The 13,178-nt window shown below is 73.5% G+C and carries 11 protein-coding genes; 7 read left to right on the top strand and 4 right to left on the bottom strand.

Annotated features, from left to right (window positions below):
- Positions 1 to 427 precede the first annotated feature (427 nt).
- A complete protein-coding gene (locus ACFV18_RS26310; RefSeq protein ID WP_380487206.1) occupies positions 428 to 1,663 on the bottom strand; it encodes an erythromycin esterase family protein in 1,236 nt (411 codons plus the stop codon).
- A 78-nt stretch (positions 1,664 to 1,741) separates the two neighbouring features.
- On the opposite strand from ACFV18_RS26310, the gene ACFV18_RS26305 reads away from it, so the two are divergent.
- Entirely contained in the window at positions 1,742 to 2,449 is a 708-nt protein-coding gene (locus ACFV18_RS26305) for a MerR family transcriptional regulator (RefSeq protein WP_380487205.1), read from the top strand.
- A 783-nt stretch (positions 2,450 to 3,232) separates the two neighbouring features.
- Positions 3,233 to 4,456, top strand: coding sequence for a beta-ketoacyl-[acyl-carrier-protein] synthase family protein (locus ACFV18_RS26300; protein ID WP_380487303.1), 1,224 nt, complete (start codon positions 3,233 to 3,235; stop codon positions 4,454 to 4,456).
- 7 nt (positions 4,457 to 4,463) lie between these two features.
- Here the strand turns inward: ACFV18_RS26300 and ACFV18_RS26295 are convergent, their stop codons facing one another.
- Entirely contained in the window at positions 4,464 to 5,438 is a 975-nt protein-coding gene (locus ACFV18_RS26295) for an ADP-ribosylglycohydrolase family protein (RefSeq protein WP_380487203.1), read from the bottom strand.
- Positions 5,439 to 5,502: 64 nt separating this feature from the next.
- Here ACFV18_RS26295 and ACFV18_RS26290 point away from each other — a divergent pair, with 64 nt between their 5' ends.
- Positions 5,503 to 6,672, top strand: a complete 1,170-nt coding sequence (locus ACFV18_RS26290; RefSeq protein WP_380487201.1) for a methyltransferase — start codon at positions 5,503 to 5,505, stop codon at positions 6,670 to 6,672.
- Here ACFV18_RS26290 and ACFV18_RS26285 read toward each other — a convergent pair.
- Positions 6,653 to 6,886, bottom strand: coding sequence for a hypothetical protein (locus ACFV18_RS26285; RefSeq protein ID WP_380487199.1), 234 nt, complete (start codon positions 6,884 to 6,886; stop codon positions 6,653 to 6,655). The two genes, ACFV18_RS26290 and ACFV18_RS26285, sit on opposite strands and share 20 nt — an antisense overlap.
- Positions 6,887 to 7,023: 137 nt before the next feature.
- Between ACFV18_RS26285 and ACFV18_RS26280 the strand changes: the two genes are divergently transcribed.
- Complete coding sequence (locus ACFV18_RS26280) at positions 7,024 to 7,968, top strand: rhomboid family intramembrane serine protease (RefSeq protein WP_380487197.1); 945 nt, start codon at positions 7,024 to 7,026, stop codon at positions 7,966 to 7,968.
- Between the two features lie 116 nt (positions 7,969 to 8,084).
- On the opposite strand, the gene ACFV18_RS26275 is transcribed toward ACFV18_RS26280, so the two are convergent.
- Complete coding sequence (locus ACFV18_RS26275) at positions 8,085 to 9,494, bottom strand: PLP-dependent aminotransferase family protein (RefSeq protein ID WP_380487195.1); 1,410 nt, start codon at positions 9,492 to 9,494, stop codon at positions 8,085 to 8,087.
- A gap of 669 nt (positions 9,495 to 10,163) precedes the next feature.
- Here ACFV18_RS26275 and ACFV18_RS26270 point away from each other — a divergent pair.
- The 3 genes from ACFV18_RS26270 to ACFV18_RS26260 all read left to right on the top strand — a co-directional run bounded on the left by ACFV18_RS26270 (position 10,164) and on the right by ACFV18_RS26260 (position 13,160).
- Positions 10,164 to 11,117, top strand: coding sequence for a DMT family transporter (locus ACFV18_RS26270; protein WP_380487193.1), 954 nt, complete (start codon positions 10,164 to 10,166; stop codon positions 11,115 to 11,117).
- A gap of 149 nt (positions 11,118 to 11,266) precedes the next feature.
- Positions 11,267 to 12,097, top strand: coding sequence for a polysaccharide deacetylase family protein (locus ACFV18_RS26265; protein ID WP_380487191.1), 831 nt, complete (start codon positions 11,267 to 11,269; stop codon positions 12,095 to 12,097).
- A 67-nt stretch (positions 12,098 to 12,164) separates the two neighbouring features.
- Positions 12,165 to 13,160: a ketopantoate reductase family protein gene (locus ACFV18_RS26260; protein ID WP_380487189.1), complete on the top strand. Its 996-nt coding sequence runs from the start codon at positions 12,165 to 12,167 to the stop codon at positions 13,158 to 13,160.
- The last annotated feature ends 18 nt before the right edge of the window (positions 13,161 to 13,178 follow it).

Here is a 13,178-nt window from a genome sequence, read left to right as displayed (position 1 = left end):
GAATTAGCTCCCGCACCGCACCTGACCAGGCCTTCGAGGCAGAACCTCGGGTGGCCACGCACGGCACCGCCCGGAAGACCCCCTCCGGCGCGAGCAGCTTCAACGCCCTTCCCGTCCTGCAAAGCTCCGAGGGCTCGAACGCCTACTGGGTGGCCAAGCGCCTGTTGAGCCTTACCAGCCCCTGAGCACGTTCCGCGTCAACGCATTCGCGCAGGCGCTGGCGCCGACGCAGGCGCCGCACGTGATCGCCACCCTCCCGGACGCCAGGTCCGGCCCGGCCGACCCGAGGACGGACGCAATGTCCGGGTGAGTTGGGCCGGTAGCCTCCAACGCCAACCCCGACCCCGCCGACACCCGCCACCTCCCCCACCAGCCGTCGCAACGACCGACCACCCCTCTCCGCCCGCCGCCAGGCGAATCGACCACCTCACCCGCCCCCGAAAACCCCCGCCTGCCGCGCAATCTCCCGCACGAACACCACCCCGTCCACCAACCCCAACCCCTCCGGATCGAGCCCGAAGTACGTGTGATCCGCCGGCACCCGCCGCCGCACCCGACCAGCCGTCGCAGCGGCCAGCAGCCGGGGGTCCACGACCGATCGGGCCTCGGGCAGGGTGGCGAGCCGGCCTTCGAGGGACTCGGGAGCGGGGTGGTCATCGGGGGCCCGGTGGCCGAACGTGGAGGCCACAAAGGCGTAGCTCTCGCCGAGGCGGCCGGCAAGCAGCGAGCCGGCGCTCCACGACCGGAGCTCCTCCGTGCCGAGCGGGATGCGCGCGGCCTCGCGCTGAAGGTGGAGGTTGTGGGCGAACACCAGCGTCGGGCCGCGCCGCGCCTCGCGGCGCGTGATCGCTTCGAGGTTGTCGGCCATCATCAGACTCCGTTGGCGCATCAGCGAGTTGAACCGGTCCGGTCCGGTGTCCGCCATCGCCGCGTGGTAGCGCAGCAACCCGACTGCGGTCCTCGCGTCCACCTGGGCCCGCCAGTGCGCCTCGGGGTCCGCCTCGGCCGCGAACTGCGGCTCGTGCGCCGCGAGCAGCGTCGCCAACTCGTCGGCGATCAGCCGCAGTTGATCGGCCTCCGCGGACCGCCCGACCGACCGCTCGGGCTCGAACGCCGCCGCCGGCTCGGTCCACCGTTCCTCGGGCCCGCACAGTCGCAGCAACTCCCCTTTCGGCACGACGAGTTCAGCCGGAAGGCGCGCGGCCAGGAATTCGCGCAGCCTGACCAGCGAGGGCCCGGGCGCCGCCGCTCCCGTCATCTCCAGTGGCCCGTCCGCGCCGTAGAACCGCAGCCGTTCCTGCCCCTCCCCCAGCCTTTCATTGAACTCCCGCATCCACCGCACCAGTTCACGGTTCCCCGCGAACTCACCGAAGCCGTGGCTGAACCCCTCCCGCACCACGGCCTCGATCCCGCCGTCCGCCGCGCCACCCACATGGGCGTCCACAGCGAGCGCCGCCAGGCAGTCGCTCTCCACCGCGATCGACCGGTAGCCGTGCTCGGCGACCAGGTACCGAAACAACTCGTTGCGGATGTCGAGGAACGCCTCGACACCGTGAGTGGGTTCACCCAGCGCCAGCACCCGGGTGCCGGGCGGGAGCAGGTCGGTGACGGCGGACGGCGAGAAGGGACGGGCGGCGTCCCGGAGCGAAGGCGAGACAGTCATGACTTCCACCGTATCGCTGAAGTGACGGTGTAAACTTTTCCGCTCTCCACCCGAGAATCGAGCAGAAAAGTCTCAACCATGGCACTGCGGCCGATCGATCTGGCCCGGGAGCACGGCCTGTCCACCCAGGCAGTGCGCAACTACGAGGAGGCGGGCGTCCTGCCGCCCGCCGACCGCTCCCCGCACGGGTACCGGCAGTACGGGGAGCGGCACGCCGTCGCACTCCGCGCGTTCATGGCGCTGCTGCCGGGGCACGGCCACCGCGCGGCCACCGCCATCCTGTGCGCCGTCAACACCGGGCAGCCGGACGAGGCGCTGCGGCTGATCGACGAGAGCCACGCCCGCCTCGCCGAGGACCGCCATACCCTGGACGCGGTGCGCACCGCGCTCGCTCACCTGCCACCGGCCCAATCCGCAGCCACCAACCCCGAGTTCATCCACATCGGTCCGCTCGCCCACCGCCTCGGCCTGCGCCCGGCCACGCTGCGCGCGTGGGAACGCGCGGGGCTGATCACCCCCTCCCGCGACACCCGCACGGGCTACCGGACCTACACGCCGAACCAGGTCCGCGAGCTGCTGGTCGCCGAGCAACTCCGGCGCGGCGGCCACGGGTTGGCCCGCACCGCCGAGATCCTGCACCGCCTGCGCACGGCAGGCCACCCGGACGCCCTCCGCCCCACCCTGGCCGCCTGGCAGGACCGCCTCACCGCCCGCGGCCGCGCCCTGCTCTCGGGCGCGGCGGCCCTTCACGCCTACCTCAACCACCGCACCGACGAGCAGCTCTGACGTTCCGTCACCTGTACCTGGCGCGGCGGGCAGCAAACGCGACCCCGACACGCTCCCACCGGGCCACGTTCGCGGCCGCCCGCACGCCACCCCCACTGCTGACGACCAGTCAGCCCTCTCTCGCCGTGCTCCGCGAATCCGACTTCCCGCTGCCCGCGGTGATACCGCTGCAGACCGCCGTGGAGAGCCTGGCGCCGGGCTCGGCGCTCGACCTGGCCGCGCCCGCGACGGCCGAGACACCGACGCCGACACCCCGCCACTCGCCGCCGCGCTCGCCGCCGCCCTGGACGCCCCCGCCCCCTCCCGCACCGACACCGCCCTCGAAGCGGCCCCCGCCACCCTCCGCGCCCGCGCGCCATCCCGCTGCCGACCGCCGTGGAGAGCCTGGCGCCGGGCCCGGCGCTCGACCTGGCCGCGCCCGCGACGGCCGAGACACCGACGCCGACACCCCGCCACTCGCCGCCGCGCTCGCCGCCGCCCCCTCCCGCACCGACACCGCCCTCGAACTGACCCCCGCCGCCCTCCCCGCCCGGGCCCACGCCCTCCCCCCTGGCCGCCCGGGCCCGCACTCGCCTCCCCTCCCCACCCGGGCGCCAGGTCTTTCCCGACGGACCGTCAGCTCAATCTGTCCAATCCATCCAAAATCGCCGAACGCGAATCAGTCCCGTCCCGCACCCCAACTCCCCATCCCCCCTTGGCAGAGTGGCTATCACCGGCCGCCCCGGTCGACCGCCGAGGCGGCATTCGTTGTGCCCTCACTACAAAGGGAGCTCCACCGTGCGCATGGAATCCGAAAGCGTCACCGACCGCGTTCTGGTCACCGGCCTGGGTGCCACCACCCCGCTCGGCGGCACCGCCCCGGCCACCTGGCAGGCCATGCTGGAGGGCCGGAACGGCATCCGGGCCATCGATCGGGAGTGGATGACCGAGATGCCGATCCGGATCGCCGGGCAGCTCGCCGTCGAACCGTCCGAGGTACTCGACCGCATCGAGGCCCGGCGCCTCGACCGCAGCGAGCAGTTGGCGCTGATCGCGGCCCGCGAGGCCTGGGCGGACGCGGGCCGGCCCGAGGTGGACGGGGAGCGGCTGGCGGTGGTGATCGGCACCGGCACCGGCGGAGCGGTCACCATGCTGGAGCAGGACGACGTGCTGGAGCGCTCCGGCGTCCGCAAGGTTTCGCCACACACCGTGCCGATGCTGATGGCGAACGGCCCGGCCGCCTGGGTGTCCATCGACCTCGGTGCCAAGGCCGGCGCGCACACCCCGGTCAGCGCCTGTGCGTCCGGCGCGGAGGCGGTCGCACTCGGCCTGGACCTGATCCGCCTCGGCCGCGCCGACGTGGTGATCGCCGGCGGCACCGAGGCCTGCCTGCACCCCCTCCCGCTGGCCGGCTTCGCCCAGGCCCGCGCGCACTCCCTGCGCAACGACGACCCGGCGCACGCCTCCCGCCCCTTCGACCTCGACCGCGACGGCTTCGTGATCGGCGAGGGCGCGGCCGTACTCATCCTGGAACGCGCTTCCCTGCGCCCGGGCCGACGCGCCTACGCCACCCTCGCGGGCGCCGCCGTCACCTCGGACGCCCACCACATCACCGCCGGCCACCCGGACGGCCAGGCCCGCGCCATCCGCCGCGCCCTCGCCGATGCCCACCTCACCCCGGAGCAGATCGGCGTGGTGCATGCCCACGCCACCTCCACCCCGAAGGGCGACCTCACCGAGGCCGAAACCCTTGCCCGCGTCTTCGGCCCGCACCGCCCGGCCATCACCGCCACCAAGTCCATGACCGGCCACCTTTTCGGCGCCGCCGGCGCCCTCGCCGCCCTCGCCACCGCCCACTCCCTCCACGCCCAACTCGTCCCCCCGATCCGCAACTTGGTCACCCCCGACCCCGCCGCCGACCTCGACCTGGTCACCACCACCGCCCGCCCCGTCACCACCACCGCCGCCCTCACCAACGCCTTCGGCTTCGGCGGCCACAATGCGAGCCTGGTCTTCACCACCGCCTGACGAGCCGTCAGGACGCCACTCCGCCCGCCTCCGCCCGCCCCGCCGCGTCCAGCGCTTCCGCCAGTGACGTCAACTCGCCTGCCCGCAGCACCCGTTCGGTCGGCGGAAGCGGGACGTGCAGCGGCGCCAGCCACCCCTCGGGGATCGCGTCCGCGCCGTACACCGCACCGGCGAGGGCCCCGGTGACGGCGGCGGTGGTGTCGGTGTCGCCGCCGAGGTCGATGACGGCGCGCAGCGCGGCAGGGAAGCCGGTGGTGGTGCGCAGCGCCCAGACGGCCGACCCCAGGCAGGGCCAGACCGCGCCGTTGCTCTCGGTGGCGAGGCCGGGGTGCCAGTCCTCCGCGAGGACCGCCGCCCAGCGTTCGCGGTGCTCGGCCCGGACGGCGGCCAGCGTCAACGGCAGTGCGGCAAGCGGGTCTTCGCCGTCGAGGGCGCGGCGCAGCAGCTCGTGCAGGATTGCGGTGCCTTCCCAGGCGGCGCCGTCGCCGTGGGTGAGGGCGGTGATCCGGCGGGCGGCGTCCATGGTGGCCTCGCGGCCCAGCGGGGCGAACCGGACGGCGGCGGTGACGGCGCGCATCAGGGCGCCGTTGCCGGCGGCCCGGCCCTCGGTCTGGAAGTGGATCTGCGCGGCGAGGTCCCAGGGCAGGCCGCTGCCGAGGACGCATTCGGTGAGGATGCCGATGTCCTTGGGTTCGGCGGCGGCCCACGCCCGGAACCGCTCGAACAGTTCCGGCAGGTCGAGGCCGCCCGCGTCAAGCAGCGATTCGCCGAGGTGGACGGCCATCTGCGTGTCGTCGGTCGCCTCGCCCGGGTCCCAGCCACCGCCTCCGCACATCCACGCAGCAACCGGAAAACGCTTTCCCGCCGCCTCCGGAAAGCGTTTTCCAAGCGCCTCTGCCGGCCCGAACTCGAACGGCGCTCCCAGTGCGTCACCGACCGCCGACCCGAGTACCGCCCCGACCACCCTGTCCCGTCGCCTCACGCCGCCCCTCCCCCGCCGTCACCGTCCGGTGACCCTTCGCGCCTCCGATAGCCTGGGGGGCACAATGAACAACTCTTTCACCACCGCCTGGGGCACCTTCGAGCTGGCCCGATTCCCGGAGAACCCGCGTGAGCAGCTGCGCGCCTGGGATGCCGCCGACGAGTACCTGCTGCGGTACCTGAAGGAGGGGCCGGACAGCGGCGGCCCGGTGCCGCTGGACGGCGCGGTGGTGGTGCTGGGCGACCGCTGGGGCGCCGTCTCCACGGCACTCGCGCAGGCCGCCGGAACGCTGACAGCGATCACCGACTCGTACCTGTCCGCCCGGTCGGTCGCGGCGAACCTGGCCCGCAACGGCCTGGACCCGGCGCTGGTGGACGTCCGCACCACCCAGGACGCACCACCGTCCCGGATCGACGTCCTGCTGGTGCGGGTGCCCAAGAGCCTCGCCCTGCTGGAGGACCAGCTGCACCGCCTGGCGCCCGCCCTGCACGAGGGCACCGTGGTGGTCGGCACCGGGATGGTGACCGAGATCCACACCTCCACCCTCCAGCTGTTCGAACGGATCCTCGGCCCGACCCGCACCTCGCTGGCGGTCCGCAAGGCCCGCCTGATCCACACCACCCCGCAGCCGGCGCTCGACCGCCCGGCCAACCCGTGGCCGCTGCGCTACCGGCTCCCGGACGGCATCGGTGTGCTCTCGGGCCGCCAAGTCGCCAACCAGGCAGGCGTGTTCTGCGCGGACCGCCTCGACATCGGCACCCGCTTCTTCCTCCAGCACCTGCCCGACCTGCACGGCGTCCGCCGGGTGGTCGACCTCGGCTGCGGCAACGGCATCGTCGGCACCGCCGCCGCACTGACCGCCCCGCACGCCGAACTCCTCTTCGTGGACGAGTCGTTCCAGGCGGTGGCGTCCGCCGAGGAGACCTTCCGCACCGCCCTCGGCCCGGACGCCCGCGCCGAGTTCCTGGTCGGCGACGCCCTCGCGGACGTCCCGGACGCCTCGGTGGACCTCGTCCTGCTGAACCCACCATTCCACTCCCACCAGGCCACCACGGACGCCATCGCCTGGCGGATGTTCACCGGCGCCCGCCGGGTGCTGCGCCCGGGCGGCGAGCTGCGCGTGGTCGGCAACCGCCACCTGGGCTACCACGTCAAGCTCCGCAAGCTCTTCGGCAACTGCCGTACGGTGGCGGGCAGTCCGAAGTTCACCGTCCTCAGCGCCACCCGTCGCTGACGTCCCGGCGACCGCCGTCCCCGTCTCCACGCCCGTGCCGGGTGAGCAGCACCCCGGCCACGGCGAGAACGGGCCCGAGGCAGGCCGCCGCCAGGAACACCAGGTGGTAGCCGGCGGTGTACCCGGCGGGTGAACTCCCGCCCGCCACTTCGGTCCTGGCGCCGGCGGCGGTGGCCAGCACGGCCAGGCCGATCGACCCGCCGGACCGCCCCACCCGCACCCGCCGGGAGACCGGGCGGGGCTGACCTACCGCCCGTCCGAGCCGTGCCCTAGGGTGAGCGCCGTTTCGCCGTGGATCATCGCCGTGGACGCCCCCGCGGCCGAGCACCACCGCCCAGGGGAGGCCCGTTCATGGACGCCGCAGAACCCGCCCCGGGAGCCTCCGCTCCCGAGGTGCCGTCACCGACCTGCTTCCGGCACGCCGACCGCGAGTCCTACATCCGCTGCACCCGCTGCGACCGCAACGTCTGCCCGGACTGCCGACGCGACGCCGCGGTCGGCTACCAGTGCGTGGAATGCGTCAAGTCCGGCCACCAGGACGGCCGCCCGGCCCGCACCGCGTTCGGCGGCCGGATCACCTCCCGGCCCTACGCCACCATCGTCCTGATCGCGCTGAACCTCGCCGCGTACGTCCTCGAACTGGTCCGCCCGGAGACCATCGGGCGCTTCGGCATGCTCGGCTCGGCGCTGATGCTGCGCAACCCTGGCGAGGAACCCACCGACATATCGGCGTTCTACCTGGCCGGCGTGGCCCACGGCGAGTGGTACCGGCTCCTCACCGGCACCTTCCTGCACCTGTCCCCCACCGCAAACACCTCCCTCGGCCCGATCGCGATCACCCACATCGTCTTCAACATGTACTGGCTGTGGACGCTCGGCCAGGTCATCGAGAACCGCCTCGGTGCACTCCGCTTCACCGCCCTCTACCTGCTGTCCGCCCTCGGCGGCGACGTGCTGGTCTACCTGATCGCCCCCCACAGCCTCACCGTCGGCGCCTCCGGCGCGATCTTCGGCCTGGCCGGCGGCTACTGGATCCTCAGCCGCCGCCAGGGCTACGACCCCCTCGGCGGCAATCAGATGCTGATCACCATGGTGCTCTGGATGGTCATCTCCGCAAGCTTCACCTCCTGGCAGGGCCACCTCGGCGGCCTCCTCACCGGCCTCGCCTCCGGCGCCGCCATCGCCTACGCCCCACGCCGACACCGCGGCCCGGTCCAGCTGATCCTCCTGGCCACCGTCCTGCTCGCCCTCACCCTGATCGCCTTCATCAACACCGGCCACCCGCTCACGAGTTGACGCCACCAGCCGGGCCGCCGCACCCCACAACCGCCGCCTCGGCCCGGCAGATCCCCACCGAGGCACAACCCCTCAGCAAACACCGGCAGTTGGGCCACACCGAACAACCCGCCCGATCACCCCACCTCCCGCACCGCCTCCCCGAGCAACACCGCCGCCTCCCACAACCGCTGCTCCGCAACTCCCGCATACCCCAACGCAATTGCCGACCGACCGGCCCCGAGCCGCCCCGGCCCGACCGCCGCCACCCGCACCCCACGCCGCAACGCGGCATCCACCACCGCACCCTCGTCCACGCCGTCCGGCAGATCCGCGTACAGGTGCAACCCGGCGGCAACGCCCCGCAGTTCGGCCTGCGGCAGGTGCCGACGCAACGCAGCCGCCAAGGCGTCGCGGCGGGACCGGTAGCGGGGGCGGACGGAGCGCAGGTGACGGTCGTAGCCACCGCTCTCCAGCAGGGCGGCGAAGGCGAGTTGGTCGATCGCGCCGGTGCCGAGATCGGCGTACCGCTTGGCGTGCGCGAACTCCTCCACCAGGTGCTCCGGCAGCACCGACCAGCCGAGCCGCAGCCCGGGCGCCAGCGTCTTGCTGAGCGAGCCCAGGTACACCGTCCGCTCCGGCGCCAATCCCTGGACGGCGCCCAGCGGTTCACGGTCGTAACGGAACTCCGCGTCGTAGTCGTCCTCGATCACCAGCCCGCCGGCCCGCGCCCACGCGGCGAGTTCGCTCCGCCGACGCGCCGACAGCACCACCCCGGTCGGGTACTGGTGCGCCGGAGTGACCAGCACCGCGTCCGCCCCACTGGACGCCAACTCCCCCACCACCAAACCCTCTTCGTCCACCCGGACACCCACCGGCCGCGCCCCGTGCGCCCGCAGCAGCTCCAGCGTGCCCGGCGAACCGGGATCCTCCACCGCGATCCGCCGCCGCCCACCGGCGGCCAGCACCTGCAACAGCAGCGCCAGCCCCTGCCCCACCCCGCTCACCACCGCCACCCGCTCCGGCCGCGCCACCACCGCCCGCACCCGGCCCAGGTACGCCGCCAACTCCCCACGCAGCTGCGGAAGTCCGGCCGGATCCGGGTAGCCCAGCTCACTGTTCGCCGCCCCCAGCAACGCCCGCCGCACCGCCGCCGCCCACGCCGCCCGCGGAAACACCCCGAGATCCGGCGTACCGGGCTTCAGGTCGTACCGCACCTCGGCCGGCGCCGCCCGCTCCACCCGCCCGGGCCCGTCCGCCACCACTCCCGCCGCGACGCGCGTCCCCGAGCCGCGACGCCCCACCAGGTAACCCTCCGCCGCGAGTTGCTCGTACGCCTCCACCACCACACCCCGCGACACCCCCAACTCCGCCGCCAGCACCCGACTCGCCGGCAACCGCTCCCCCGCCCCCAACCGCCCGTCCCGCACCGCCGCCCGCAACCCCCGCGTCAACCGCCCCGCAAGATCCCCCTCCCCCTCCCCCCACTCGACCAACAACTCCCGCACCCCACCCGACGCCCCCGCCGCCCCAACCAAAGAAGCCATGCCCGCCATCATGACAACCCCGCAAACCTCCCCGAACCGGCAAAGCCATCCCGGCACCCGAAGGAATGGAACCCGAAGGCCCCTTCAGTCACCCAGGGAACAGCGAAGCCCTTCACACGGGCCCCGGGAAACGGCGAAGCCCATCACACGGGCCCCCGAGAACGGCGAAGCCGTTCAGGGGCCCGGGGAACGGCGGGGCCAACTCTGCGGAGGACCAGCAGGGCGCGAACAGGCCCCGCCGCTTCTGGTCCCCATCTCCGACCCGCAACAGCCACTCGCTCCACCCACCCACTCACCCACCCACAACCCCACCCCACCGCCCTCCCCCAGCCCCAGCCCCAGCCCCAGCCCCAGCAAGCCAAAAGACCACCCCAAAAGACCCCTTCAGGGCCCCGGGAACGGCGAAGCCGTTCAGGGGCCCGGGGAACGGCGGGGCCAAGTCTGCGGAGGACCAGCAGGGCGCGAACAGGCCCCGCCGCTTCTGGTCCCCGTCTCTGACCCGCAGCAGCCACGACCACCACCGCCACCCGACCCGCCCCAGCCCCAGCCCCAGCCCCAGCAAGCCAGAAGGCCCCCGACACCCCCTGAAGAACCACCCTCAATTGGTCCTCTCAACGAGCCCGCCAATGGCCCTGGGACCAAGACCAATCCCCTCCTAACCTGGCGCCCATGCCCACCACCGTCCCTGCCCCAACCGCGCCACCCGCCCCCACCTCCGCGCGTGCTGCTGCCGGTTCCCTCCAGGCCGCCGCCGCCATGACCATGCTCGGCTGTTCCACCGGCGTCACCGCCGCTTTCTCCTCCTACCCGGTCGCCGCCGGCCAGGCCCTCCGCTACGCCCTCGCCGCCGCCGTACTCCTCCCCCTCGCCCGCCGCCAGGGGCGCCCGGCCGGCCGCCTGACGGCACGCGAACTGACGCTCCTCCTCGCTCTCGCTGCCACCGGCCTCTTCGCCTTCAACCTCCTGATGGTCACCGCCCTGCGCCACACCGACCCGGCAGTCGTCGGCAGCATCGTCGGCTGCACCCCCCTCCTGCTGGGCGTCCTCGGCCCCCTCCTCGCCCGCCGCCGCCCCGCAGCCCGACTGCTTGCGGCAGCCGGCCTCGTCGTGGTCGGTGCAGCACTCACCCAGGGTTTCGGCTCCGGCGACACCGCCGGACTGCTGTGCGCCGCAGGCACCTTGCTCTGCGAGGCCGCATTCTCACTCCTCGCCGTCCCGTTGCTGCCCCGTCTCGGACCGGTCCGCGTCTCGGCGTACACCACCGCCCTCGCAGTTCCGCTGTTCGCCGCGACGGCCGCTCTCTCCCCGGCCGTCCTCCGTCCCCCGACCGGAACCGAACTCCTCGCCCTCCTCTACCTGGCGCTGGTGATGACCTGCGTCGCCTTCCTGCTCTGGTACTCGGCCCTGACCCGCCTCACCCCTGAGCACGCCGGCCTGTTCGGCGGCCTGATCCCCCTCACCGCCACCCTGTCCGGCGCCGTCCTCACCGCCACCGCCCCGACCCCGCTCCAACTCCTCGGCGCCACCCTGGTCACCGCCGCCCTCCTCCTCGGCCCACCCCGCCCCACCAGGAACCGCCCCACCCAGCACCAGCCCGCCACCACCCAGCACCCCACCACCTGACCCGCCACCGCCCAGCACCCCACCACCCAGCACCAGCCCACCACCACCCAGCACCCCACCACCTGACCCGCCACCCGAAACCGGAACCCCACTCGTCCGGACGGCAGCCGCTGTCACACCGCGCCCATCCCGCCATAGGGTGGGCCGCGATGACACTCGACCGCCGCAGTGTTCTGCGTAACTCCGCCCGGCTGGCCGCCTTCACCGCCACCGTCGGTCTCACCGCCACGTGCAGCGCCACCACCCACGGAAGCCGCAAGGGAGCCGCCTCCGTAGCGGCCCGCCCACAGCCCACCCACCTCGCGGAGAACCCGTCCCCGTCCCCTTCCGCCCCCGAACCCGAGCACACGTCCCCCACCCTCCCCCCGCTCGCCCCGGACACCCCCCAGGAAGTGGTCACCGGGCCGCACAGCCGCCCCCAGCTCGCCCTGACGTTCCACGGGCAGGGCGACCCGGCGGTCGCAACGGCGCTGCTGACGGCCGCCGAACAGCGCGGGGCGCGGCTCACCGTTCTCGTGGTGGGCAGCTGGCTGGACGAGCAGCCGCAGATGGCGCAGCGGATCCTCGACGGCGGTCACGAGCTGGGCAACCACACCCAGAACCACCTGGACATATCCGCGATGCGCCCGGACCAGGCCCGCGAGGAGATAGCCCAGTGCGCGGAGCGGCTGCAGCGCCTGACGGGGTCGATAGGCCGCTGGTTCCGGCCGTCCGCGGCGCAGTACGCGACGCAGATGGTGAAGGACCAGGCCCAGCAGGTCGGCTACCAGCACATACTGTCCTTCGACATCGACCCGCTGGACTACACCGACCCGGGCGCGGACACCGTCACCAGTCGCGTCCTGAAGTCGGCGGCGGCCGGTTCCGTGGTCGCCCTGCACATGGGCCACCAGGGCACGGTGACGGCCCTCCCGGCCATCCTCGACGGACTCGACGCCAAGGGCCTGCACGCGGTGACAGCCTCCGAACTCTGCTCGTAGCGGCACCCCGGAAGAAACCGGTCCCCCACCCTCAACTCCCGCTCCCCGCCCGTGCGATGCTCACCCCATGCGCTATCTCTTCCTCGGCGCCGGCGCGGTCGGCGGCACCATCGGCGGACGTCTGCACCAGAGCGGCCACGACGTGGTCCTGGTCGCCCGCGGCCCGCACCTCACCGCCCTGCGCAAGGACGGCCTGCGGCTGACCACCCCGGACGGCACCCACCAGCTGCCCGTCCCGGCGATCGGCGGGCCGGAGGAGATCGAGCTGACGCCGGACGACGTACTGGTGCTGGCGGTGAAGACCCAGCACTCGGCCGAGCTGCTCGACCAGTGGGCGCCCCGCCCGGTCGCGGGCGGCGGCACGGCGGCCGAGCGCCTGCCGCTGGTGTGCGCGCAGAACGGGGTGGAGAACGAGCGTCTCGCGCTGCGCCGCTTCGCCCGGGTGTACGGGATGTGCGTGTGGCTGCCGTCCACGCACCTGGAGCCGGGCCGGGTCTCGGCGGCGGGCTCGCCGCGCTCGGGCATGCTGCACCTGGGCCGCTACCCGCAGGGAACCGACAACCTCGCACACCGGATCTCCGCCGACCTCGCCGCGTCCTTCTTCGACTCGCCGGTGACCGACCGGGTGATGGACTGGAAGTACGCGAAGCTGCTGGGCAACCTCGCCAACGCCCTGGAGGCGGTGGCCGGCCCGATCGACGGCGAACTGCGCTCGCAGGTCTGGCAGCGGGTGCAGGCGGAAGGAGAAGCGGTACTCGCGGCCGCCGGGATCACCCACCCGTCCGTGGACGAACAGCACGCCACCCGTGGCGACCGCGTGACGCTGGTGCCGCTGGACGGCGAGCAGCGCGCCGGCGGCTCGTCCTGGCAGAGCCTGGTGCGCGGCACCGGTGACATCGAGGCGGACTGGCTGAACGGCGAGATCGTCCTGCTCGGCCGCCTGTACAACGTCGCGACCCCGATCAACGCGGCCCTCCAGCGCCTGGCCGGCACCTTCGCCCGCGAGGGCCGCCCGGCCGGATCGCTCCCCGAAGCCGACCTCGCCGCCCTCCTCGACCTCTGAACCCCCAGCAACCCCTAA

The organism is Kitasatospora sp. NPDC059673, assembly GCF_042734215.1.
Classification (GTDB): Bacteria; Actinomycetota; Actinomycetes; order Streptomycetales; family Streptomycetaceae; genus Kitasatospora.
Note: the sequence above shows the minus strand (reverse complement) of the source record. Positions and strands in the feature narration are given on the sequence as shown.

Excerpts from the sequence above, each read along its gene's own strand:
- ACFV18_RS26310 (WP_380487206.1), bottom strand. The coding sequence starts at position 1,663 with ATGACTGTCTCGCCTTCGCTCCGGGACGCCGCCCGTCCCTTCTCGCCG.
- ACFV18_RS26305 (WP_380487205.1), top strand. The coding sequence starts at position 1,742 with ATGGCACTGCGGCCGATCGATCTGGCCCGGGAGCACGGCCTGTCCACC.
- ACFV18_RS26300 (WP_380487303.1), top strand. The coding sequence starts at position 3,233 with ATGGAATCCGAAAGCGTCACCGACCGCGTTCTGGTCACCGGCCTGGGT.
- ACFV18_RS26290 (WP_380487201.1), top strand. The coding sequence starts at position 5,503 with ATGAACAACTCTTTCACCACCGCCTGGGGCACCTTCGAGCTGGCCCGA.
- ACFV18_RS26280 (WP_380487197.1), top strand. The coding sequence starts at position 7,024 with ATGGACGCCGCAGAACCCGCCCCGGGAGCCTCCGCTCCCGAGGTGCCG.
- ACFV18_RS26275 (WP_380487195.1), bottom strand. The coding sequence starts at position 9,494 with ATGGCTTCTTTGGTTGGGGCGGCGGGGGCGTCGGGTGGGGTGCGGGAG.
- ACFV18_RS26270 (WP_380487193.1), top strand. The coding sequence starts at position 10,164 with ATGCCCACCACCGTCCCTGCCCCAACCGCGCCACCCGCCCCCACCTCC.
- ACFV18_RS26265 (WP_380487191.1), top strand. The coding sequence starts at position 11,267 with ATGACACTCGACCGCCGCAGTGTTCTGCGTAACTCCGCCCGGCTGGCC.
- ACFV18_RS26260 (WP_380487189.1), top strand. The coding sequence starts at position 12,165 with ATGCGCTATCTCTTCCTCGGCGCCGGCGCGGTCGGCGGCACCATCGGC.